At 65.1% G+C, this 22,169-nt stretch carries 34 protein-coding genes; all 34 read right to left on the minus strand.

Annotation, left to right across the window (positions count from 1 at the left end):
• Positions 1 to 9 precede the first annotated feature (9 nt).
• Entirely contained in the window at positions 10 to 999 is a 990-nt protein-coding gene (locus ACIP5T_RS16845; RefSeq protein ID WP_042538798.1) for a DNA-directed RNA polymerase subunit alpha, read from the minus strand.
• Positions 1,000 to 1,134: 135 nt separating this feature from the next.
• Positions 1,135 to 1,533 (minus strand): 30S ribosomal protein S11, encoded by a 399-nt coding sequence (rpsK, locus tag ACIP5T_RS16850; protein ID WP_042538796.1) that lies wholly within the window; start codon positions 1,531 to 1,533, stop codon positions 1,135 to 1,137.
• Positions 1,534 to 1,565: 32 nt separating this feature from the next.
• Complete coding sequence (gene rpsM, locus ACIP5T_RS16855; protein WP_042538794.1) at positions 1,566 to 1,940, minus strand: 30S ribosomal protein S13; 375 nt, start codon at positions 1,938 to 1,940, stop codon at positions 1,566 to 1,568.
• 155 nt (positions 1,941 to 2,095) lie between these two features.
• Positions 2,096 to 2,212, minus strand: a complete 117-nt coding sequence (gene rpmJ, locus ACIP5T_RS16860; protein WP_033106073.1) for a 50S ribosomal protein L36 — start codon at positions 2,210 to 2,212, stop codon at positions 2,096 to 2,098.
• A 64-nt stretch (positions 2,213 to 2,276) separates the two neighbouring features.
• Complete coding sequence (gene infA / locus ACIP5T_RS16865) at positions 2,277 to 2,498, minus strand: translation initiation factor IF-1 (protein WP_017201569.1); 222 nt, start codon at positions 2,496 to 2,498, stop codon at positions 2,277 to 2,279.
• A gap of 181 nt (positions 2,499 to 2,679) precedes the next feature.
• A complete protein-coding gene (locus tag ACIP5T_RS16870) occupies positions 2,680 to 3,339 on the minus strand; it encodes a DsbA family protein (protein ID WP_400866020.1) in 660 nt (219 codons plus the stop codon).
• A 153-nt stretch (positions 3,340 to 3,492) separates the two neighbouring features.
• Complete coding sequence (gene map, locus ACIP5T_RS16875) at positions 3,493 to 4,350, minus strand: type I methionyl aminopeptidase (protein ID WP_400866023.1); 858 nt, start codon at positions 4,348 to 4,350, stop codon at positions 3,493 to 3,495.
• 10 nt (positions 4,351 to 4,360) lie between these two features.
• Entirely contained in the window at positions 4,361 to 4,957 is a 597-nt protein-coding gene (locus ACIP5T_RS16880; protein WP_400866026.1) for an adenylate kinase, read from the minus strand.
• A complete protein-coding gene (gene secY / locus ACIP5T_RS16885) occupies positions 4,954 to 6,276 on the minus strand; it encodes a preprotein translocase subunit SecY (RefSeq protein ID WP_140037887.1) in 1,323 nt (440 codons plus the stop codon). Before secY ends, ACIP5T_RS16880 begins: the two co-directional genes overlap by 4 nt.
• Positions 6,277 to 6,377: 101 nt before the next feature.
• Entirely contained in the window at positions 6,378 to 7,004 is a 627-nt protein-coding gene (gene rplO, locus ACIP5T_RS16890; RefSeq protein WP_311259485.1) for a 50S ribosomal protein L15, read from the minus strand.
• Entirely contained in the window at positions 7,004 to 7,189 is a 186-nt protein-coding gene (gene rpmD, locus ACIP5T_RS16895) for a 50S ribosomal protein L30 (protein ID WP_042538783.1), read from the minus strand. Before rpmD ends, rplO begins: the two co-directional genes overlap by 1 nt.
• Positions 7,189 to 7,884 (minus strand): 30S ribosomal protein S5, encoded by a 696-nt coding sequence (gene rpsE / locus ACIP5T_RS16900; protein WP_400866030.1) that lies wholly within the window; start codon positions 7,882 to 7,884, stop codon positions 7,189 to 7,191. The genes rpmD and rpsE overlap by 1 nt, the downstream gene beginning before the upstream one ends.
• The gene (gene rplR / locus ACIP5T_RS16905) at positions 7,881 to 8,240 is read right to left on the minus strand and encodes a 50S ribosomal protein L18 (protein ID WP_042538778.1); all 360 of its coding nucleotides are present in this window, start codon (positions 8,238 to 8,240) and stop codon (positions 7,881 to 7,883) included. The genes rpsE and rplR overlap by 4 nt, the downstream gene beginning before the upstream one ends.
• 2 nt (positions 8,241 to 8,242) lie before the next feature.
• A complete protein-coding gene (rplF, locus tag ACIP5T_RS16910; protein ID WP_042538776.1) occupies positions 8,243 to 8,779 on the minus strand; it encodes a 50S ribosomal protein L6 in 537 nt (178 codons plus the stop codon).
• 6 nt (positions 8,780 to 8,785) lie between these two features.
• On the minus strand, positions 8,786 to 9,184 hold the full coding sequence (gene rpsH / locus ACIP5T_RS16915) for a 30S ribosomal protein S8 (RefSeq protein ID WP_140037891.1): 399 nt from the start codon (positions 9,182 to 9,184) through the stop codon (positions 8,786 to 8,788).
• Between the two features lie 120 nt (positions 9,185 to 9,304).
• The gene (rplE, locus tag ACIP5T_RS16920; protein WP_042538772.1) at positions 9,305 to 9,895 is read right to left on the minus strand and encodes a 50S ribosomal protein L5; all 591 of its coding nucleotides are present in this window, start codon (positions 9,893 to 9,895) and stop codon (positions 9,305 to 9,307) included.
• Positions 9,895 to 10,254 carry a 50S ribosomal protein L24 gene (gene rplX / locus ACIP5T_RS16925; RefSeq protein ID WP_140037892.1) on the minus strand — a complete coding sequence of 120 codons (360 nt, stop codon included), beginning with the start codon at positions 10,252 to 10,254 and terminating at the stop codon, positions 9,895 to 9,897. Before rplX ends, rplE begins: the two co-directional genes overlap by 1 nt.
• 3 nt (positions 10,255 to 10,257) lie before the next feature.
• Positions 10,258 to 10,626 carry a 50S ribosomal protein L14 gene (gene rplN, locus ACIP5T_RS16930; protein ID WP_042538766.1) on the minus strand — a complete coding sequence of 123 codons (369 nt, stop codon included), beginning with the start codon at positions 10,624 to 10,626 and terminating at the stop codon, positions 10,258 to 10,260.
• Complete coding sequence (rpsQ, locus tag ACIP5T_RS16935; RefSeq protein WP_045264643.1) at positions 10,623 to 10,940, minus strand: 30S ribosomal protein S17; 318 nt, start codon at positions 10,938 to 10,940, stop codon at positions 10,623 to 10,625. Before rpsQ ends, rplN begins: the two co-directional genes overlap by 4 nt.
• The gene (rpmC, locus tag ACIP5T_RS16940; protein WP_017829202.1) at positions 10,940 to 11,257 is read right to left on the minus strand and encodes a 50S ribosomal protein L29; all 318 of its coding nucleotides are present in this window, start codon (positions 11,255 to 11,257) and stop codon (positions 10,940 to 10,942) included. Before rpmC ends, rpsQ begins: the two co-directional genes overlap by 1 nt.
• A complete protein-coding gene (rplP, locus tag ACIP5T_RS16945) occupies positions 11,257 to 11,676 on the minus strand; it encodes a 50S ribosomal protein L16 (protein WP_042538761.1) in 420 nt (139 codons plus the stop codon). Before rplP ends, rpmC begins: the two co-directional genes overlap by 1 nt.
• The gene (gene rpsC / locus ACIP5T_RS16950; RefSeq protein WP_042538759.1) at positions 11,676 to 12,431 is read right to left on the minus strand and encodes a 30S ribosomal protein S3; all 756 of its coding nucleotides are present in this window, start codon (positions 12,429 to 12,431) and stop codon (positions 11,676 to 11,678) included. The genes rplP and rpsC overlap by 1 nt, the downstream gene beginning before the upstream one ends.
• Entirely contained in the window at positions 12,431 to 12,829 is a 399-nt protein-coding gene (gene rplV, locus ACIP5T_RS16955) for a 50S ribosomal protein L22 (protein ID WP_042538756.1), read from the minus strand. Before rplV ends, rpsC begins: the two co-directional genes overlap by 1 nt.
• Before the next feature lie 25 nt (positions 12,830 to 12,854).
• Complete coding sequence (rpsS, locus tag ACIP5T_RS16960; protein ID WP_017829205.1) at positions 12,855 to 13,136, minus strand: 30S ribosomal protein S19; 282 nt, start codon at positions 13,134 to 13,136, stop codon at positions 12,855 to 12,857.
• Between the two features lie 12 nt (positions 13,137 to 13,148).
• Entirely contained in the window at positions 13,149 to 13,988 is an 840-nt protein-coding gene (rplB, locus tag ACIP5T_RS16965) for a 50S ribosomal protein L2 (RefSeq protein WP_042538755.1), read from the minus strand.
• Between the two features lie 20 nt (positions 13,989 to 14,008).
• Positions 14,009 to 14,332 (minus strand): 50S ribosomal protein L23, encoded by a 324-nt coding sequence (gene rplW / locus ACIP5T_RS16970; RefSeq protein WP_042538754.1) that lies wholly within the window; start codon positions 14,330 to 14,332, stop codon positions 14,009 to 14,011.
• Positions 14,329 to 14,991 (minus strand): 50S ribosomal protein L4, encoded by a 663-nt coding sequence (rplD, locus tag ACIP5T_RS16975; RefSeq protein ID WP_140037894.1) that lies wholly within the window; start codon positions 14,989 to 14,991, stop codon positions 14,329 to 14,331. Before rplD ends, rplW begins: the two co-directional genes overlap by 4 nt.
• A gap of 2 nt (positions 14,992 to 14,993) precedes the next feature.
• Positions 14,994 to 15,653, minus strand: a complete 660-nt coding sequence (gene rplC / locus ACIP5T_RS16980; RefSeq protein ID WP_056312872.1) for a 50S ribosomal protein L3 — start codon at positions 15,651 to 15,653, stop codon at positions 14,994 to 14,996.
• 8 nt (positions 15,654 to 15,661) lie between these two features.
• Positions 15,662 to 15,970 (minus strand): 30S ribosomal protein S10, encoded by a 309-nt coding sequence (gene rpsJ, locus ACIP5T_RS16985; protein WP_017201594.1) that lies wholly within the window; start codon positions 15,968 to 15,970, stop codon positions 15,662 to 15,664.
• A gap of 861 nt (positions 15,971 to 16,831) precedes the next feature.
• On the minus strand, positions 16,832 to 17,044 hold the full coding sequence (locus ACIP5T_RS16990) for a hypothetical protein (protein WP_053099214.1): 213 nt from the start codon (positions 17,042 to 17,044) through the stop codon (positions 16,832 to 16,834).
• Positions 17,045 to 17,199: 155 nt separating this feature from the next.
• Positions 17,200 to 18,150, minus strand: a complete 951-nt coding sequence (locus tag ACIP5T_RS16995; protein WP_400866034.1) for a M23 family metallopeptidase — start codon at positions 18,148 to 18,150, stop codon at positions 17,200 to 17,202.
• Positions 18,151 to 18,218: 68 nt separating this feature from the next.
• Entirely contained in the window at positions 18,219 to 18,725 is a 507-nt protein-coding gene (locus tag ACIP5T_RS17000) for a hypothetical protein (protein ID WP_400866037.1), read from the minus strand.
• A gap of 78 nt (positions 18,726 to 18,803) precedes the next feature.
• A complete protein-coding gene (locus ACIP5T_RS17005) occupies positions 18,804 to 20,315 on the minus strand; it encodes a sugar transferase (RefSeq protein WP_400866040.1) in 1,512 nt (503 codons plus the stop codon).
• A 69-nt stretch (positions 20,316 to 20,384) separates the two neighbouring features.
• Positions 20,385 to 22,124 carry a DUF4012 domain-containing protein gene (locus ACIP5T_RS17010; RefSeq protein WP_400866043.1) on the minus strand — a complete coding sequence of 580 codons (1,740 nt, stop codon included), beginning with the start codon at positions 22,122 to 22,124 and terminating at the stop codon, positions 20,385 to 20,387.
• Positions 22,125 to 22,169 lie beyond the last annotated feature (45 nt).

The following is a 22,169-nucleotide window of genomic DNA, read 5'->3' on the forward strand; positions in this document are numbered from 1 at the left end:
CCGGGTGGGTCAGAAGGACTCGTCTTCGCTGCCGCCGTAGAAGTGGGCGCCGTCGAAACCGGGCACCGAATCCTTGAGCGACAGACCGAGCGAGATGAGCTTGTCGCGCACCTCGTCGACCGACTTCTGGCCGAAATTGCGGATGTTCATGAGCTGCGTCTCCGACAGGGCGACGAGCTCGGAAACAGTGTTGATGCCCTCACGCTTCAGGCAGTTGTACGAGCGGACCGAAAGGTCGAGGTCCTCGATCGGCATCGACAGCTCGCTGGAGTTCACTGCCTCCACCGGTGCCGGGCCGATCTCGATGCCCTCAGCCTCGACGTTCAGCTCGCGAGCGAGACCGAACAGCTCGGTGAGCGTCTTCGCAGCCGAAGCGACGGCGTCGCGGGGGCTGATGGCGGACTTGGTCTCGACGTCGAGGACGAGCTTGTCGAAGTCGGTGCGCTCACCCGCACGGGTGGCGTCGACGCGGTAGCTGACCTTGAGCACCGGCGAGTAGATCGAGTCGATCGGGATCTGACCGGCCTCGGCGTACTCGTTGCGGTTCTGCGTCGCCGAGACGTAGCCGCGGCCACGCTCGATCGTGAGCTCGAGCTCGAACTTCGCGGTCTCGTTGAGCGTCGCGATGACGAGCTCGGGGTTCTGGACCTCGACACCGGCCGGAGCCGAGATGTCAGCGGCGGTCACTTCGCCCGAACCGGTCTTGCGCAGGTAAGCCGTGATGGGCTCGTCGCGCTCCGACGAGACCACGAGCTGCTTGATGTTGAGGATGATCTCGGTGACATCCTCCTTCACGCCGGGGATGGTGCTGAACTCGTGCAGCACGCCGTCGATGCGAACGCTGGTGACCGCGGCGCCGGGGATCGACGACAGCAGGCTGCGGCGAAGCGCATTGCCGATCGTGTATCCGAAGCCGGGCTCCAGAGGCTCGATGATGAACCGGCTACGGTTCTCGACGATCTTTTCCTCGGTCAGTGTGGGACGCTGTGCAATAAGCACTCTGTGTTCCTTTCGATCACATGCCCGCTATATGACATGTGGTGGGGTGAGGTTTTGAGTTTTGGAAGTCGATGCCCGCGCTGGCGGGCGTCGAGCCGCTCGGCCCCGAAGGACCGAGCGGCTCAACAAGCCGGATCAGACGCGGCGGCGCTTCGGCGGGCGGCAGCCGTTGTGCGCCTGCGGGGTGACGTCCTGGATCGAGCCGACCTCGAGGCCGGCGGCCGTCAGCGAACGGATCGCGGTCTCGCGACCAGAGCCCGGTCCCTTGACGAAGACGTCGACCTTCTTGACGCCGTGCTCCTGCGCCTGACGGGCAGCCGACTCGGCGGCCAGACCAGCGGCGTAGGGGGTCGACTTGCGCGAGCCCTTGAAGCCCACACCACCCGACGATGCCCAGCTGATGACAGCGCCGGACGGGTCGGTGATCGAAACGATGGTGTTGTTGAACGTCGACTTGATGTGGGCATGGCCCAGCGCGATGTTCTTCTTTTCCTTGCGGCGCGGCTTGCGCGCGGCGGCCTTGGGTGCAGCCATGAAAGTGTTCTCCTAGTCCCTGGGGGCCGCGCTTAGCGGGCCTTCTTCTTGCCTGCGACGGTGCGCTTCGGGCCCTTGCGGGTACGGGCGTTGGTCTTGGTGCGCTGACCACGGACCGGGAGGCCACGACGGTGGCGGACGCCCTCGTAGGAGCCGATCTCGACCTTGCGGCGGATGTCTGCGGCGACCTCGCGGCGCAGGTCACCCTCCACCTTGTAGGTGCCTTCGATGTAGTCGCGGAGGGCGATCAGCTGGTCATCGCTGAGGTCCTTCACGCGGATGCTCTCGTCGATCTCCGTAGCCTTGAGGATCTCGACCGAGCGGGTACGGCCGACGCCGTAGATGTAGGTAAGGGCGATCACCACGCGCTTATCGCGCGGGATGTCAACGCCGGCAAGACGTGCCATGCGGTTCTCCTGGGTGTTGTGGAGGTGTGGAGCAGGATCGGTGCTCGGGCCTCCGCCCCGAGGTGTCCCCCACTCGCGTGGGATCTGATCCTGCCGTTGTGTGTATTGAGTTGTGAGTCAGATCCGAAGAGTCCGCCGGCAGCGCCGACGGGCGCTCAGCCCTGGCGCTGCTTGTGGCGCGGGTTGCTCTTGCAGATGACCATGACGCGGCCGTGACGGCGGATCACCTTGCAGTGATCGCACATGGGCTTGACGCTGGGGTTGACCTTCATGATGTTTCCTATTCGCTGTCTTCACCGGGCAGGCAGAGTGCCTGGGGTGTTACTTCTCGACCGATCAGCGGTAGCGGTAGACGATTCGTCCACGGGTGAGGTCGTAGGGGCTGAGCTCCACGACCACGCGGTCTTCGGGGATGATGCGGATGTAGTTCTGCCGCATCTTGCCTGAGATCGTTGCAAGGACCTTGTGTCCGTTGGATAGCTCAACGCGGAACATCGCGTTGGGCAGAGCCTCGGAGATCACGCCCTCGATCTCGATGACACCGTCTTTCTTAGCCATAGCCTCGCTGACGCTTCTGCAGACCGGTCGATCTGCGGTGGGTGATTGGATTGCGGTGCTTTCTGCCGATTCAGACACGCCGAATCAAGGCGCAAGGCACCAAGGATCTATGTTATCCGACAACGGGAGTTCCGGCAACCTGAGCAGGATGCCGGAACTCTCGTGAGGCGAATGGAGGAGATCAGCCGAAGATCTTGGCGAACTCCGTCTGGATCTCGCTGTTCTCGATGCGGGTGCCGTTGATCTCCACGGTCGGCGTTCCCGAGATCTCGTGGGCCTTCGTCTGCGACTCCGCGAACTTGTTGTACGTCCCGTCCGCGATGCAGTCTGCGGCAGCCCCGGCACCGGCCTGCTCGGCGAGAGCACTCAGCTCGTCGGCGCTGAGCCCGGCGGAGTTCTCCTCCGGCTGGTTCGCGAAGAGCAGGTTGAAGTAGTCGAGGGTCGAGTCGGGGGCCTCCGACGCGACGCAGTACATCGAGCCCGCCGACAGCGACGAGAACTCCCCTGTCGTGGAGAGACGGTTGAGGATCGACACCGGGTGGATGTTCAGGGTGATCTGGTTGTCAGCCGCGGCGGCCTGCAGCTGCTCGCCGTAGGCGTCCTCGAACTGACCGCACACGGGGCACATGAAGTCGACGTAGGTGTCGATCTCGTCCTCACCCGTTCCGAACGAGATGGCGCCCGTCTCCTCGTTGACGATGGAGCTCTGCGGTGCCGTGCCCGGCGCGGTGGCCTGGTTGTTCAGGAACACGACGACGAAGGCGAGCACGGCGAGCACGACCACCACTGCCGCCGAGACGCCGATAACGAACCAGTTGGTGTTGCTCTTCGCGGCTGCCATTGCTTTCCGTTTCTGTCGAGGCCCGCCCGCGGCGGGCCCGGCCTGAAGTCTTCGGGTGCATGCGCACCCATACACCCATTGTGCCCGGAGAAACCTATGTGCGCGTTGTGATCGCGCGCAGGATCGCAGATCCTGTGCAGGCTGGCTGCGCGGTCAGATCAGGCGATCGATCGGCACAGGCGTCACGCCGAATGGCGCGAGGCCCGCTGCTCCCCCGTCGGGTGCGGTGAGAACCCAGATGCCGTCAGAGTGCACGGCGACGCTGTGCTCCCAGTGCGAGCCGTCGGTGCCGTCGACCGTCGAGACGGTCCAGTCGTCGTCCTCGACGAAGGTCTCGTCGCTTCCGGCGGTCACCATCGGCTCGATCGCCAGCACGAGACCGGGCTTGACCTCTGCGCCGGGGTCGGGGGTGCGGTAGTTGAAGACGCTCGGCGCCTCGTGCATCTTGCGACCGATGCCGTGGCCCACGTACTCGCGAAGGATTCCGTAGGTCTCGCCCGAGACCGCTGACGGGCCCTGGGCCTCGATGTAACCCTGGATGGCGGCGCCGATGTCACCGAGATGGGAAGCGGACGCCATCGCGGCGATACCGGCCCACATCGAGCCCTCCGTCACGCGCGAGAGCTCCTGCCGCTGCGCGACGAGCTCGGGACGCGTGTCGTCGGGGACGACAACGGTGATCGCGCTGTCACCGTTCCATCCCTGGAACTGCGCACCGCAGTCGATCGACACGATGTCGCCTGCCTGCAGGATCCGCTCACCGGGGATGCCGTGCACGACCTCTTCGTTGACCGAGATGCACGTGGTGTGGCGGTAGCCGCGAACGAGCTGGAAGTTCGATTCCGCGCCGCGCGCCAGGATCACGCGATTCGCCTCGGCGTCGAGCTCGAGGGTCGTGACACCGGGGCGGATCAGCGGCCGGACGGCGTCCAGCGCCGCAGCCGTGATGAGGCCCGGCTCGACCATCGCCCGCAGCTGAGCGGGGTTCTTGTAGATCGACTTGCGGAACATCGCGCGATGTTCAGGCCGCGAGGCGCAGGCCGCGAGCCACGAGCGCCGCGAAGACGCGCTCGGTGATCTCGTCGAGCGAGCCGACGCCGTCGATGCGATCGACGATGCCACGGGGGCCGTAGACCTCGAGGATCGGAGCCGTCTCGTGCTCGTAGATGTCCAGGCGGTGCGCGATGGCCTCGTCGGTGTCATCAGAACGGCCCTGCTCGGCCGCACGGAGCTTCAGACGCTCGATGCTCTCCTCGCGCGGAACGTCGAGAAGGATGACGGCGTCGAGAGATTCGCCACGTCCGGCGAGGAACGCGTCGAGGTGCTTCACCTGAGCGGCGTTGCGCGGGTAGCCGTCGAGGAGGAAACCGTTCGCCGCGTCGTCCTGCGACAGACGATCGCGCACGATCTCGCTGGTCAGTTCGTCGGGAACGAGGTCGCCCTTGTCGAGGACGGCCGTGACCTGCTGGCCGAGCGGCGTGCCCTCTTTGATGTTCGCGCGGAAGATGTCGCCGGTCGAGACGACCGGGATGCCGTACGACTCGGCGATGCGGACACCCTGGGTGCCCTTGCCGGAGCCCTGCGGACCGACGATGAGGAGACGAGCTGATCGAGTCATCGGAGGAGCCCTTCGTAGTGACGCTGCTGCAGCTGCGCGTCGATCTGCTTGACCGTCTCGAGACCGACACCCACGATGATGAGGATCGACGCGCCACCGAACGGGAAGTTCTGGTTGGCGCCGACGGTGGCGAGAGCGATCAGCGGGATCAGCGCGATGAGGCCGAGGTAGATCGACCCTGGCAGCGTGATGCGGGTCAGCACGTAGTCGAGGTACTCGGCGGTGGGACGACCGGCACGGATGCCGGGGATGAACCCGCCGTACTTCTTCATGTTGTCTGCGACCTCGACCGGGTTGAAGGTGATCGCGACATAGAAGTACGTGAAGCCGATGATCAGCAGGAAGTACACCGCCATGTAGATGGGGCTGTTGCCGGTCGTGAAGTTCGCGCTGATCCAGGTGACCCATGCGGCTGGCTCGGAGCCGTCCTGCGGGGTGTTGAACTGCGCGATGAGCGCAGGGATGTACAGCAGCGACGAGGCGAAGATCACGGGGATCACGCCCGCCATGTTGACCTTGATCGGGATGTAGGTGTTCGTTCCGCCATAGGTGCGGCGACCGACCATGCGCTTCGCGTACTGCACAGGAATGCGCCGCTGCGACTGCTCCACGAAGACGACGAGCGCCATCACGATGATTCCGACGAGGAGCACCAGGAGGAAGACCTCGAAGCCCTTGCTCTCCCAGATGAGCCACATGGCGCCGGGGAAGGTGGCGGCGATCGAGGTGAAGATGAGGAGCGACATGCCGTTGCCGATGCCGCGCTCGGTGACGAGCTCTGCGAACCACATGATCAGGCCGGTGCCCGCGGTCATCGTCATGATCATGAGCAGCTGCGCCCACCACACGTCGTTGGTGAGGAGGTTCTGGCACGCGGCGATGTCGGTCGTGCCGAAGAGCTGACCGCTGCGGGCCACCGTGACGAGCGTGGTCGACTGCAGCAGCGCCAGCGCGATCGTCAGGTAGCGCGTGTACTGGGTCAGACGGGCCTGGCCGGCCTGGCCTTCCTTGTGCAGGGCCTCGAAGTGCGGGATGACCACACGGAGGAGCTGCGTGATGATCGTCGCGGTGATGTATGGCATGACACCGAGCGCGAAGATCGAAAGCTGGAGGAGCGCGCCACCCGAGAACAGGTTGACGAGCCCGAGGAGTCCCTCTGTCCCGGAGTTCAGCGCGAGGCACTCTTCGACGTTCGGGAAGTTCACGAACGGAGCAGGCACATTCGAGCCGAGCCGGTAGATGGCGATGATGGCGAGGGTGAAACCGATCTTCCGACGCAGGTCGGGCGTGCGGAAGATCCGCGCGATGGCGCTAAACAAGGACGTCCTCCTGAAAGGTTGCCGATCCCTGAAGGACGGCTGAAAGAACAGGCTAACCCATAAGAGGGGCCGGAGAATCTCCGACCCCTCTCATGAAGTGGTTACTTGACGGATCCGCCGGCCGCGACGATCTTCTGCTCGGCAGAACCCGAGACCTTGTCGACCGCTACGGTGAGCTTCACGGCGATGTCGCCGTTTCCGAGAACCTTGACCTTCTCGTTCTTGCGAACGGCACCCTTGGCGACCAGGTCGCCGATGGTGACATCGCCACCCTTGGGGTACAGCTCCGCGAGCTTCTCCAGGTTCACGACCTGGTACTCGACGCGGAACGGGTTCTTGAACCCGCGCAGCTTCGGGGTGCGCATGTGCAGAGGCATCTGCCCACCCTCGAACCCGACGCGAACGGTGTTGCGAGCCCTCGTGCCCTTGGTGCCGCGACCCGCGGTCTTACCCTTGGAACCCTCACCGCGACCGACACGGGTCTTCGCGGTGTTGGATCCGGGGACCGGACGCAGGTGGTGCACCTTCAGCACGCCGGGACGGGATGCCGGAGCATCCTTCTTCGGCGCAGCCTTCTTCGCAGCGGGCTTCTTGACGGCGTCGGCCTTGGCCGAAGACGCCTTCGCAGGAGCCTTCTTGGCGGCGGGCTTCTTGTCGGCTGCGGCCTTGGGAGCGGCAGCCTTCTTCGGGGCCTTCTCGGCCTCGACGGCTTCGTTCTTCTCAGCCATTAGTCGATCTCCTCAACCTTGACGAGGTGGGCGACGGTCTTGACGTAACCGCGCGTCTGCGCGTCGTCGGGGCGAACGGTGCTGTCACCGATGCGCTTCAGACCGAGGCTGCGCAGCGTGTCACGCTGGTTCTGCTTCTCGCTCACCTTGGATTTGACCTGCGTGACCTTCAGGCGCGCAGCCATCAGGCACCTACCTTCTGTGCGGCGACGGCGTCAGCCTCCGCACGGACGAGACGCGCGGGTGCGACCTGGTCGAACTCGAGGCCACGACGTGCGGCGACCGCACGGGGCTCCTCGAGCATCTTCAGGGCCGTCACCGTGGCGTGCACGATGTTGATCGTGTTCGACGAGCCGAGCGACTTCGACAGCACGTCGTGGATGCCGGCGCACTCGAGCACGGCGCGAACCGGACCACCGGCGATGACACCGGTACCGGCGGCGGCCGGACGAAGCAGGACGACGCCTGCTGCGGCCTCACCCTGCACGGGGTGCGGGATGGTGCTGCCGACGCGCGGAACGCGGAAGAAGTTGCGCTTGGCCTCTTCGACACCCTTCGAGATCGCCAGAGGGACCTCGCGGGCCTTGCCGTAGCCGACGCCCACCAGACCGTTGCCGTCACCGACGACCACGAGAGCGGTGAAGCTGAAGCGACGACCACCCTTCACGACCTTCGAGACGCGGTTGATGGTGACCACGCGCTCGAGGAACTGGTTGTCCCCACGGTCGCGGGAGTTGCGGTCACGGCCACCCTGGTTGCGGTCGCTACGGCCGCCGCGGCGGTTGTCGCGCTGAGACGGCTCTGCCTGCGTGGTGCCGGTGGCAGTCTCGGAAGTGGCAGCTGCCGCTTCGGTCACTTCGTTCTCCTTGTTGTCACTCACAGTGCCAGACCCCCTTCGCGGGCGCCGTCGGCGATGGCGGCGACACGACCGGCGTAGCGGTTGCCGCCACGGTCGAACACTGCCTCGGAAACGCCGGCAGACTTCGCGCGCTCGGCGAGAAGCTCGCCGACCTTGCGGGCCTTGGCGGTCTTGTCACCCTCGAGCGAACGCAGGTCGGTCTCGAGCGTCGATGCCGACGCCACGGTGTGACCCTTGCTGTCGTCGACAAGCTGCACGAAGACGTGGCGAGCCGAACGGTTGACGACGAGACGCGGACGCGACTCGGTGCCGACGACCTTCTTGCGAAGGCGGGCATGACGACGCGCGCGGGCGTCAGACTTTGACTTGAGAGCCATGGTTACTTACCACTCTTTCCGGCCTTGCGACGCACGATCTCGCCGGCGTAACGCACACCCTTGCCCTTGTACGGCTCGGGCTTGCGGATCTTGCGGATGTTCGCAGCTGCCTCGCCGACAGCCTGCTTGTCGATACCACTGACCGTGAGCTTGTTGGTGCCCTCGACCGTGAGCGTGATACCGGCGGGCGGGTCGATGAGGACCGGGTGCGAGAAGCCGAGGGCGAACTCGACCGAGCTGCCCTTCTGCGCCACGCGGTAACCGGTTCCGACGACCTCGAGACCCTTGGTGTAGCCCTGGGTCACGCCGATGATGTTGTTGTTGATGAGCGTGCGGGTCAGGCCGTGAAGCGACCGGGACTCGCGCTCGTCGTCGGGGCGGGTGACGAGAACCTGGTTCTCCTCGACCGCGACCTCGATGGGCTTGGCGACCGTCAGGGTGAGCTCACCCTTGGGGCCCTTCACCGCGACCTCACGGCCGTCGACCGAGATGGTCACGCCCGCGGGAACGTCGATGGGAAGTCGTCCAATACGCGACATTTTCGATTACCACACGTAGGCGAGAACTTCTCCGCCCACGCCCTTCTGCTCTGCCTGACGGTCGGTGAGAAGACCGGAGGAGGTGGACAGGATGGCCACGCCGAGTCCGCCGAGGACCCTGGGCAGCTCGGTGGACTTCGCGTAGACGCGGAGGCCGGGCTTCGACACGCGCTTGATGCCCGCGATCGAACGCTCACGGTTGGGACCGTACTTGAGCTGCAGGGTGAGGTTCGTGCCGACGCGAGCGTCAGACGTCTCCCATCCGGCGATGTAGCCCTCCTGCTGGAGGATCTCTGCGATGTGCGTCTTGAGCTTGCTCGACGGCAGGGTCACGGAATCGTGATGCGCCGAGTTCGCGTTGCGCAGACGGGTCAGCAGATCTGCGACCGGGTCTGTCATTGTCATTGTTGTTTTCCTTTGTTCATGAGGTTCCGGCTGCCGTTACACGACAGACGGCCTGCGATGACACGCAATCTTCAATTGTACGGGATCGGGCGGGGCGCTGTGCGCCCCGCCCGAAACCGCTTACGCCTTGGCGTCTTCCGTACGGAAGGGGAAGCCGAGGTGACGCAGAAGTGCGCGACCTTCATCGTCCGTCTTCGCGGTCGTGACGACAGTGATGTCGAAACCGCGGACCCGGTCGATCTTGTCCTGATCGATCTCGTGGAACACGCTCTGCTCCTGGAGACCGAAGGTGTAGTTGCCGTTCCCGTCGAACTGCTTGCCCGACAGACCGCGGAAGTCGCGGATGCGGGGCAGAGCGAGCGAGACGAGACGGTCCAGGAACTCCCACGCACGGTCGCCACGGAGGGTGACGTGTGCGCCGATGGCCTGGCCCTCGCGCAGCTTGAACTGCGCGATCGACTTGCGAGCCTTCGTGACGAGCGGCTTCTGACCGGTGATCTTGGTGAGATCGTCGATCGCGCCGTCGATCACCTTGCTGTCGCGGGCCGCTTCACCGACACCGGTGTTCACGACGACCTTGACCAGACCAGGGATCTGCATCACGTTGGTGTAGCCGAACTCATCCTGCAGCTTCTGCTGGATCTCGGCCTTGTACTTCGCCTTCAGGCGGGGCTGGATCTTGCCAGCCACCGCAGCGTCGGTGGTTGCCATCAGAGGTCCTTACCTGACTTCTTCGCGTACCGCACACGAACGGTGCGCTTGACGCCGTCCTTGGTCTGCTCCTCGACCCGGTGGCCGACCTTGGTCGGCTTCTTGGTCGAGGGGTCGACGAGTGCGACGTTCGAGATGTGGATGGAGGCCTCGACAGTCTCGAGGCCGCCCGTCTTGGTGCCACGCTGCGTCTGACCGACGCGCGTGTGCTTGGTGACGTAGTTCACGCCTTCGACGATGATGCGGTTCTTCTCGGCCAGGATCTCGAGGACCTTGCCCTGCTTGCCGCGATCTCCGCCACGCTCCTGCGTCGCTCCGGTGATGACCTGAACCAGGTCACCCTTCTTGATCTTCGCCATGACTTAAATAACCTCCGGCGCCAGCGAGACGATCTTCATGAACTTCTTGTCACGAAGCTCGCGACCGACCGGTCCGAAGATACGGGTGCCGCGGGGCTCCCCGTCGTTCTTCAGGATCACGGCGGCGTTCTCGTCGAACTTGATGTACGAGCCGTCGGGACGACGCGTGGACTTGACCGTACGGACGATGACGGCCTTGACCACATCGCCCTTCTTGACGTTTCCGCCCGGGATCGCGTCCTTGACGGTCGCGATGATGGTGTCACCCAGACCGGCGTAACGACGGCGCGAGCCGCCGAGGACACGGATGGTGAGCAGTTCCTTCGCGCCGGTGTTGTCGGCGACCTTGAGGCGGGATTCCTGCTGGATCACTTGGCCTTCTCCAGAATCTCAACCAGACGCCAGCGCTTCGTGGCGCTGAGCGGGCGGGTCTCGTTGATCAGGACGAGGTCGCCGATGCCGGCGGAGTTCGCCTCATCGTGCGCCTTGACCTTCGAGGTGCGGCGGATGACCTTGCCGTAAAGCGGGTGCTTCACGCGGTCCTCGACCTCGACCACGATGGTCTTGTCCATCTTGTCGCTGACGACGTAGCCACGACGCGACTTGCGGTACCCACGGGCATCCGCATCGCGAACATCGTGTGCTGCGTGCTCAGCCTCGACGGCAGCTTCCTTCTTGGTGGCCATCACTCAGCCTCTTCCTTCACGGCGTCGTCAGCGGAGTCCGCCTTCTTCGCCTTCGACTTGGTCGCCTTCTTGGCCGGAGCCTCGACGGGAGCGGGCGTCGCGCGGATGCCCAGCTCACGTTCGCGGATCACGGTGTACAGGCGCGCGATGTCGCGCTTGACGGCGCGGATGCGGCCGTGGCTCTCCAGCTGGCCGGTGGCCGACTGGAAACGGAGGTTGAACAGCTCCTCCTTGGCCTTACGCAGCTCCTCAACGAGGCGCTGGTCTTCGAACGTGTCGAGCTCTGCCGGAGCGAGCTCCTTGGTGCCGATCGCCATTACGCGTCGCCCTCCTCGCGCTTGATGATGCGTGCCTTGAGAGGCAGCTTGTGAATGGCACGGGTCAGTGCCTCGCGAGCGAGTTCCTCGCTCACGCCTGAGACCTCGAAGAGGACGCGACCCGGCTTGACGTTGGCGACCCACCACTCGGGGGAACCCTTACCGGAACCCATGCGGGTCTCGGCAGGCTTCTTCGTGAGGGGACGGTCAGGGTAGATGTTGATCCACACCTTGCCGCCACGCTTGATGTGACGCGTGACCGCGATACGAGCGGACTCGATCTGACGGTTCGTCACGTAGGCAGGCGTAAGAGCCTGGATCCCGTAGTCGCCGAAGGAGACCTTCGTGCCACCAGTCGCCTGGCCGCTGCGACCGGGGTGGTGCTGCTTACGGAACTTGACCTTGCGGGGAATAAGCATCAGGCAGACGCTCCTTCTGCGACAGGGGCCTCGTTGCGCGGCGCGCGGCGACGGTCGCCGCCACGGTCGTCACGACGGGACTTCGGTGCGTTGGCCTGCTCGCGAGCAAGCTCCTTGTTGGTCAGGTCACCCTTGTAGATCCAGACCTTCACGCCGATGCGGCCGAAGGTGGTCTTCGCCTCGTAGAAGCCGTAGTCGATGTTCGCGCGCAGCGTGTGCAGCGGCACACGACCCTCGCGGTAGAACTCCGAGCGGCTCATCTCGGCGCCGCCGAGGCGGCCGGAGACCTGGATGCGGATGCCCTTGGCGCCAGCGCGCTGCGCGCCCTGGAGACCCTTGCGCATCGCACGACGGAACGCCACGCGAGCAGAGAGCTGCTCGGCGATGCCCTGTGCGACGAGCTGAGCGTCAGCCTCGGGGTTCTTGACCTCGAGGATGTTCAGCTGGATCTGCTTGCCCGAGAGCTTCTCGAGGTCGCCGCGGATGCGCTCGGCCTCGGCGCCACGACGACCGATCACGATGCCCGGACGGGCGGTGTGGATGTCGACGCGGACGCGGTCACGGGTGCGCTCGATCTCGATGTTCGAGACACCGGCGCGGTCGAGCTGCGTCTTCAGCAGGTTGCGGATCTTGATGTCCTCGGCGACGTAGTCGGCGTAACGCTGACCGGGCTTCGTCGAGTCCGAGAACCAACGCGACACGTGGTCCGTGGTGATGCCGAGGCGGAAGCCGTACGGGTTTACTTTCTGTCCCATTACTTGCTCGCCTTCTTGTTGCTGTCGCTTGCAGCGGCCGGAGCCGCCTCAGGCGTCGAGAGCACGACCGTGATGTGGCTCGTGCGCTTCTTGATCTGGAAAGCGCGACCCTGTGCACGGGGGCGGAAACGCTTCAGCGTCGTGCCCTCGTCTACGTAGGCGTTAGCCACGTACAGGTCCTGCTCGTCGAGGTACTCGCCGTCACGATCCGCCTTGACCTGCGCGTTGGCCATGGCCGACGCGACAAGCTTGTAGATCGGCTCACTGGCGCTCTGCTGCGCGAACTTCAGGATCGCCAGAGCCTCCTGGGCCTGCTTGCCCTTGATGAGCGCGACGACACGACGAGCCTTCTGAGGGGTCACGCGGATGTGTCGCACGCGTGCGATGGACTCCACCATTTCTCTCTCCTCTATCGCCACCGCGTCAGCGGCGGCGGCCCTTCTTGTCGTCCTTCTCGTGGCCGCGGAAGGTGCGGGTGGGCGCGAACTCGCCCAGTTTGTGGCCGACCATGGTCTCGGACACAAACACGGGGATGTGCTTGCGACCGTCGTGGACCGCGATCGTGTGACCCAGCATGGCCGGGATGATCATGGACCGGCGAGACCAGGTCTTGATGACGTTCTTGGTGCCGGCTTCGTTCTGCACGACCACCTTGCGAAGCAGGTGATCGTCGACGAAGGGGCCCTTCTTAAGACTGCGAGGCATCTTCTCTTACTCCTACTTACGCTTCTTGCCGGCGTTACGACGACGCACGATGTACTTGTCGCTTTCCTTGTTGGCGTGACGGGTACGACCCTCAGCCTGGCCCCACGGGGAGACGGGGTGACGTCCACCGGACGTCTTGCCCTCACCACCACCGTGCGGGTGGTCGACCGGGTTCATCGCGACACCACGGACGGTCGGGCGGACGCCCTTCCAGCGCATGCGGCCGGCCTTGCCCCAGTTGATGTTCGACTGCTCGGCGTTGCCGACCTCGCCGATGGTCGCGCGGCAGCGCGAATCGACGTTGCGGATCTCGCCCGAGGGCAGACGCAGCTGGGCGAAGTTGCCATCCTTGGCGACGAGACGGACGGATGCACCGGCCGAACGTGCCATCTTCGCGCCGCCACCGGGACGGAGCTCGATCGCGTGGATGACGGTACCCGTCGGGATGTTCTTCAGCGGGAGGTTGTTGCCCGGCTTGATGTCGGCACCAGCACCCGACTCGATGACGTCGCCCTGCTTCAGCTTCGCCGGCGCGAGGATGTAGCGCTTCTCACCGTCGAAGTAGTGCAGCAGCGCGATGCGCGCCGTGCGGTTGGGGTCGTACTCGATGTGAGCGACACGGGCGTCGACGCCGTCCTTGTCATTGCGACGGAAGTCGATGACACGGTACTGGCGCTTGTGGCCACCACCGATGTGGCGGGTCGTGATGCGGCCCTGGTTGTTGCGACCACCGGTCTTCGAGAGCGGGCGCAGCAGCGACTTCTCCGGCGTCGATCGGGTGATCTCGGCGAAGTCAGCCACCGACGAGCCGCGACGGCCCGGGGTCGTGGGCTTGTACTTGCGAATAGCCATTATTGTCCTTATCCCCCGGATCAGCCGATTGCCGTGAAGATGTCGATGGTGCCCGACTTCAGGGTCACGATGGCACGCTTGGTGTCCTTGCGCTTGCCTGCGCCGAAGCGGGTGCGACGAGCCTTGCCGACGCGGTTGAGGGTGTTGACCCCAGCGACCTTGACGCCGAAGATCTTCTCGATGGCGAGCTTGATCTCGGTCTTCGAAGCGCGCGGGTCGACGAGGAAGGTGTACTTGCCTTCATCGATGAGACCGTAGCTCTTCTCGGACACGACCGGCTTCAGGATGATGTCGCGCGGGTCCTTGTTCAGGGCCGTCTGGAGAACAGCTGCCTGCTCGCTCATGCGGAGACCTCCTGGTTGGCGCCGGACTTGGAGGCGATGAAGCCCTCGAGCGCGGCCTGGGTGAAGACGATGTCGTCGGAGACGAGCACGTCGTAGGCGTTGAGCTGGTCGAACGTCAGCACGTGCAGGTTCGACAGGTTGCGGATGCTCTTCAGCGTCACATCGTCGTTGCGCTCGATGACGACGAGCACGTTCTTCGACGAGACGACGTTGGTGAGGAAGTTCACCGCGGTCTTGGTCGAGGGCGTGCCGTTGATCCCGAAGGACTCGATGGCGTGGATGCGGTCACCGCGGAAGCGGTCGCTGAGCGCGCCCAGGAGGGCGGCGGCGATCATCTTCTTGGGGGTGCGCTGCGAGTAGTCGCGCGGCTTGGGGCCGTGCACGATTCCACCGCCGGTCATGTGCGGCGCGCGGATCGAGCCCTGACGGGCGTTACCCGTGCCCTTCTGCTTGAAGGGCTTGCGGCCGGCACCCGAGACCTCACCGCGACGCTTGGTCGAGTGGGTTCCCTGGCGAGCCGCCGCGAGCTGCGCGACGACGACCTGGTGGATGAGCGGGATGTTCGTCTTGGCGTCGAACAGCGCGGCGGGAAGCTCGATCGAGCCAGCCTTCTTGCCGTCTGCGTTGAGGACGTCAAGCGCGAGAGTGGAGTCAGCCATGATCAGGCACCCTTCACTGCGTTGCGGACGTAGACGATACGGCCACGAGCACCGGGGACGGCGCCCTTGACGAGCAGCAGACCCTTCTCGATGTCGACGGCGTGCACCGTGAGGTTGAGGACGGTCACGCGCTCGCCACCCATACGGCCGGCCATGCGCATGCCCTTGAAGACGCGGCTCGGGGTCGACGATGCGCCGATGGAGCCGGGCTTGCGGTGGTTGCGGTGCGAACCGTGCGAAGCCGAGACGCCCTTGAAGTTGTGACGCTTCATGACACCGGCGAAGCCCTTGCCCTTGCTCGTGCCGACGACGTCGACGAGCTGGCCGGCTTCGAAGGTGCCGTCGACCGTGAGCTCCTGGCCCAGCGAGTAGTCGCCGGCATCCGCGGTGCGGATCTCGGTGACGTGACGACGCGGCGTGACGCCAGCGGCCTCGAAGTGAGCGGTCAGGGGCTTGTTCACCTTGCGCGGGTCGATCTGGCCGTAGGCGATCTGAACGGCGTTGTAGCCGTCCTTCTCGGGGGTACGGATCTGCGTGACCACGTTCGAGGCGAGCTCGATGACGGTGACGGGAACGAGCTTGCCGCTCTCGTTCCAGACCTGGGTCATACCGAGCTTGGTGCCCAGCATGCCCTTGGAAATCTTGGAGTTGATGTCAACCATGTCCGACCTCAGAGCTTGATCTCGATGTTGACATCGGCAGGCAGGTCGAGACGCATCAGCGAGTCGACAGCCTTCGGCGTCGGGTCGACGATGTCGATCAGACGCTTGTGGGTGCGCATCTCGAAGTGCTCGCGGCTGTCCTTGTACTTGTGGGGCGACCGGATGACGCACACGACGTTCTTCTCGGTCGGCAGGGGCACGGGGCCGACGACCGTTGCGCCCGCGCGGGTCACTGTGTCGACGATCTTGCGTGCGGACGTGTCGATGACCTCGTGGTCATACGACTTCAGGCGAATGCGGATCTTCTGTCCCGCCATTGTCTGCTCTCTCTCTTTAAGCGTCTTACCGACCTGGGCCGGGTGACCCAGGGGCATTGGACGCACGTCGGCGCTGTTCGCGCCTCGGCACTCAGACGGCTCTCGCGAGTCGATCTGCTGCACCACTGTTCTGCTGTCATCCCGCACGCTTCGCAGCGAGCGGGTGTCCGACCTCCGCCGCGCACGGCGAAGCCCTCGTGATGAAGATGTCGGGATCGTTCTGCCACCCGCGGCCTAGGTCCCTGCGCGTCTGCGCCGCCTATGCACTGTCGTGATGGTGATCCAGCCACGCTGAGCGCGCCGGAATGTCGAACCTGTCTATTCTGCCACGGCCGATTTCACTTGCGCAAACCCGGGCGTGTCGCATTCGCTGTGCATCCCCTGAACGCATCCGTCAGCGGTCCGATCGACGCCGTCGCGACGCCCCGATCGACCGTCAGAGAGAGGGTGAGAGCGGGGCGAGGCATCCCCATGCCTCGCCCCGCTTGGGGAGGGCGTTCAGTGCGAGGGGGCACACCGAACGCGAGGATTCCGGCGTGAAGGGACGCCGGGATCCTCGACCGAGGGCGCGGCGAAGAGACCGCCGCGCGGGCGGGATGACGTCTGAGCGCACAGAGTGCGCGCGTCGCACGATGATCCCCAAAATCGTTATCCCCAGTTTGACGCGGCGAACCGCGTGAATTCAGGACGTCGAACCCCTTCGACATCCCTGATCGCAAGTTCCCCAGGCGATCGTCATCCATTCTAAGGGGACGCTGCGGTGAAACGCGATACCGCGGGGCGGAATACTTGGTGCCGGATGCAGAAGAGCGGCGACTCCCCCGATGGAGGAGCCGCCGCTCTCGGTGTCAGGCGAGAGTCCTACTCGTTGCCGACGGCCTTGTCGGCGCTGTCGCGGATCTCGTCGATCTTGTCAGCGGCCCCGGGCGCGATCTTCTTGGCGAAGTCGGCGACACCGTCGAGCACCTTGTCGCTGATGTCCTCGGCCTGCTCGCTCTTCACTGCCTCGGCGATCTTGTCCTTGTTCTGCTCGTACAGATCTTTGCCCTTGTTGACAGTCTCATCGATACCCATTGCGGGCCCCCTTGTATCCGTTCTGATGCGGCGGATCCCCGACGCACGTTCATTCTGCACGCAACCGGTCGCGGGCGGAAGACGTTCGGACGGGAACGTCCTCCGAACACGACCCCCGCGGCTGCGACACCGACACTCGAGCGGAGGATGTGCGGCTACGACTGCCAGTAGTTCTTCTTGAACACGACCTGCTGCACCCTGATACCCGGATTGAGAGCACGGATATCGGCATACAGGCGCAGCGGACCCGACAGGAAGTACGGCAGCGTGTAAAGGCCGTATGTCGGAGAGTTCGCTGCGGTGGCCTTCGTCGCCGGGACCTCGAGCATCGGTTGCGGGGATGTGCTCACAACCCCTCCGCTGACATTGAGGGTCTGTGCCACGACGCGGACCTGGAATCCCTTGGTGACCCCGGTCGCCGTGAGATAGAGCGAGAGCTCGCCCGTCTCCTTGATGGTCGCGCTGCTCTCAGCCAGCCAGAAGGCACCGGGGGCAACCGGTATGCGAGCCCACGCCCCCTCCGGCAAGACAGCGTTCCACGACAGTGTCGATGACTTATGGGTGGGCACAGGATCCTCCGCTGGGGGCTGGTAGGGACCGGTTTCGACGTAGTTCTCGAAGTCGACCGAGTTGGTGAATCCCAGCTGGAGCGGCGTGCCGCCGATCCAGAGGGAGACGTGGACATGGGGGCCGTAACCGGCATCGCTGCCGAAACCGGACGCGCCCGAGTAGGCGATCACCTGTCCGCGAGCGACACGTGCACCCAGGGGAACCGTGCTCGACTGCAGGTGCAGATAACGGATGTAGTTGCCGTCGTCGGCCCGAAGCGCGAGGTAGCGTCCGGTCGCGGTCGTCGTCGAATCCTTCCGATCGACGATCACTCCGTTCGCGGCCGCCCGGATCTGCGTGCCGGTGATCACCGCATAATCGGTGCCCGGCTCGCCCGAGGGCGGATTCCGGTTCTTGTGCCCTTGCCAGGAGCTCGAGATGCGGACGTCTCCACACGGCCGAAGGTAGGTCCCCGCCGCGGTCGCGCTGAGACCCGGCGAGAACAGGTCCCACCCCACGGCGGAAGCCCCGACGACCCCGCCCGCGGCGATCAGCATCGCGCGCCGAGAGAGGAGCGGCTGTGGTGAGCGGCTGGCCGAGGGCTCAGCGTCCCCCGCGTCGCACACTAGCGGTCGCCGCCTTCGTTCTCGCCGCGGATCAGGTTCTCGATCTGCTCCTCCGGGAGTGGCTCGAGTGATGCCGACGACATGCCGAGCTCAGGCGCGGAGGGCGAGCCTCCGATCGTGCACTGGGCCTGCGCCTCGAGCCCGGAGGCCTGCGCCGGAACCAGCACGAGCCATTCTGGAGTGACCGACCGCTTCTCGATGCGGGTGTCTTCGATGGTGAAGGCGACGTCGGCGGGGAATGCCGAGAGCGTCGCGTCGATGCAGATCTGCGCCAGCTCTCCCCTCTCGAAACCACCGAAGCCGTCGGACGGAGTCTCCGTGGGCTCCGGGCTGACCGAGGGGTCGGGAGTGGGGTCTGCGGCCGACGGGCTGGGGTCGGGAGTCGAGGCCGTCGAGGTCGGCACCGGGCTCGACGCGCTCGGCAGCGCAGCGCAACCCGAGGCACCACCGACGAGGAAGACGACCAGAGCACTCGCGGCGACACACCGAGCAAGGGGGGATCTCATGATTTTGAATGTACCCAGCGCCTGGCCTCAGCCGTGGATGCGACGCGGACAGTCGCGGGGAATCTTCGCGACTATCGCTCAGTGCGCGGTAGCACCGGGGGCGACCACCGTGCGGACGGTGCGGAACAGGATGATGAGGTCTTGCATGAGCGACCAGTTCTCGACGTAGTACAGGTCGAGGCGGATGGTCTCCTCCCATGACAGCGAGGAGCGTCCGCTCACCTGCCACAACCCGCTCATGCCGGGCTTCACCAGCAGGCGGCGATGCGCGAAGTCGTCATAGAGCGCGACTTCCGTGGCGCGCTGAGGCCGAGGACCCACGAGACTCATGTGCCCGAGGAACACGTTGACCAGCTGGGGCAGCTCGTCGATGGAGTGCCTGCGGAAGAAGCGTCCGACTCTGGTGATGCGCGGATCGTCGTTGATCTTGAACAGCGGCGTTCCTGCATCGCCCTGCAGATCGAGGAGGGTCGCCAGCTGGTCGTCGGCGTCAGCCACCATCGATCGGAACTTCAGCATGCCGAAGGTGCGGCCTCCGCGGCCGATCCGTTCCTGACGGAAGAAGATGCCCCCGGGCCCGTCGATACGGATCGCGATGGCGGCGATCAGGAAGACCGGCGACATGACGACGAGCAGCAGCGAGGAGCCGACGATGTCGAAGGCCCGCTTGAGGAAGCGCTTGGCACCTTCCATCCGCGGGAAGTCGACGTGCACGAGAGGCAGACCGGCGACGGGCGTCGCATGCATGCGAGGTCCGGCGATGTCCGTGAGCACCGGGGCCATGATGAGCTGGATGTCGCGGTCGGACACCGAATACCCCAGGCGGCGCATCGTCAGTGGGTCGAGATCATCGGACCCGACGATGATCAGCGCATCGAAGCGCACCTCGTCGAGCACTCTCTCGACGTTCGCGATGTCGCCGAGCACCTCGAAGCCCGAGATGTCCGCAGCGGAGGTGGTCTCGGTGATCACTCCGAGGATCTCGTACCCGCTGCTCTTGGCACGCCGGATCTCGCGCCCCACGAGGGCGACCTTCGACGGCTCGCCGATCACCACCGCCCTGTGCAGATACCGCCCCGTCTTCTGCCGCCCACGCAGCCACTGCCTGCACATCCACCGCGACAGGAGGAGCAGCACGAGTCCGAGGGGGAAGACGACCGCGACGAGCGCGCGCGAGAGCTCCATGCCGAGGAAGAACGCGATGGCGACGGTGACCGCGAACACGGCGACCGACGCGTTGACGATTCGGCGGTACTCATCCGCCCCGTGCCCCACCGTGTGACGGTCGCGGGAATCCGTCACGTCGAGAGCGATCAACCACAGGATGCCGATCAGCGCGAGCACCAGGAGATACGACACTCGGGGCCCGCCGGGCCAGGAGACACCGGTCAGCAGCCCCGGAAGCACGATGATCGCCGCGATGATGAGTGCGAGCAGGACGACGACGACGTCGTTGTAGAAGAGACGACTCGCGTAGAGCCGAGTCCATGCGACTCGCCGGGCTTTCTTCATCTGCACCGGGGCGGTGTTCCTCGGCTCACGCGCGGCGCTGGAGCCACCGTGCTCGAGTTGAACGACGACGACACTCACCCCCCTTGACTGCGCTGACGCCAGAACGCGTGCAAGTATATCGGGCTGCCGCCGAGCCGGGGATAGACCTCAGCCGGCGCAGTCGTCGGTGACGACGGGCTTCTCTCCCCGCACCATCGGGTTCGTCTGCACCGCGAGCGGTCCGTAATCGCCGTCTGATCCGACGAACGTCGCCGTCACGTCGATCGAGTCCCCTGGGTCGAACCACGCCTCGAACGCGACGACCGGTCGGCCGAGGTCATCGATGTCGCGGTGCATGACCGACACCTCGTCGCCGTTGAAGGTGGCGTCGCTCAGCGTCGTTCCCGGAGGACCGTAGATGAAGATCCAGTCACGGAACCGGGCGCCGAAGGTCATGCTCTGCACATAACGGGGCAGCGCCTCGGCCTGACGTTGGGTCAGCGGCAGCGTGAGCGAACCCGTGGCTGTGAACGTCGTGTTGCCCGCCTCGCAGATCGCCGTGGCCGTCGTCGCGGTCTCCGTGAAGTAGTCGATCTTCGAGCCGTTGCTGTTGTTGAAATAGATGCCGACAGTCGTCGCATCGGAGTTGTCCGTCGGAAGAACGCCGCTGATCCTTTCGCCTTCGATCGCGGCGGCGACCTGAGCGTCATCACTCCAGGCGAGCACGCTGCCCTGCGACGCGCTCTCCGTGATCGCCCACATCATGTCCTTCAGATCGAAGTCCCCGGACGCGATCTGGTCGAACACTGCCGCGGCGGTGTCGGCGAAGAATCCATCGACGAGTTCAGGTTCCTTGTAGGAATCCCAGCGTCCGTAGACCTCGCTCAGCAGCAGCGAGACCGCGTTCTCTTCGGAGAGGACCTCGCCCGACGCCAGCTCGATCGGACCAGTGGCCTTGAGGATGCGCGACAGTGCCATCGGGTCGATCGAGACCACCCCGGCGATCTCGTCGTCAGCGATGTCTCGCTGCCACCAGGCGCGCATGATCTTCGCCGCGGTGGGGAAGTCGGGGCGACTCATGCTCGTGTTGATGTGGTCGACGAGGTAGCTCGTGTACAGCTGGATGGCGCTCGGCGGGACGTCGACGTCGACCGCGACGCCGTTCTGGTAGTTGCCGCTGTCGCCCTGCGCGCCGATCGAGATCGTGCCGTTCTCGACCCGCACGAGGGTCTGCGCGGCAGCACTGCCTCCGAGGGCGAGTGTCTCGGCGTTGTTCTGGAAGACGAGCAGATAGTTGCGCGTGCCTTCGCCTCCGAGCAGCGTCGGGAGCACTCCGATCATGGGGGCGGCCGCCGACATGACCTCGTCGACCTGGTCGACGCCCTCGCGCACGACCGACACGAGGAAGGGAGACTGCGAGACGGACTCCAGCCCGTCCGCGAGCTCGGTGATGTGCGTCGCCTGATCGTCGGTGGCCTCGAGGAGCCGCTCCGTGATGGATCCGGTCGAATCCTCATCGCCCATCACGGGCAGTGCGACACCGTTGACGAGCGCGTCGAGCGACTGTGCCGCGAGGCGCACCCCCTTGAGGTTGTCGCCCACGACGGGGACCCACTCCATGACCCACCACACCGGATCGGATGCCGCGGCACCGGCGCTCGCAGCGCTCTCGGACAGCTCGGGGAGGACCTCGTCGACCTCGGCGCCTCCGTCCTGGATCTGACCGATGAGCTCTTGGCTCTGGATCAGCCCGTCCTTCACGGTGATGGCGCGGAGCCCGACCCAGCACACCGCGAGGAGGAACGCTATGACGACGAGAGCGAGAATCACCCAGACACGACGTCGTCGACGCTGACGGCCCGACTTCTGCTCGTCGATGCTCTGCGCATCCTGACTACCTGCGCTCATGGTCGACTTGCCTTTCGTGCTGGAGTGATCTGGTGAATTGTACTG

The sequence above is a fragment of the Microbacterium sp. NPDC088619 genome (genome assembly GCF_044752825.1).
GTDB lineage: Bacteria > Actinomycetota > Actinomycetes > Actinomycetales > Microbacteriaceae > Microbacterium.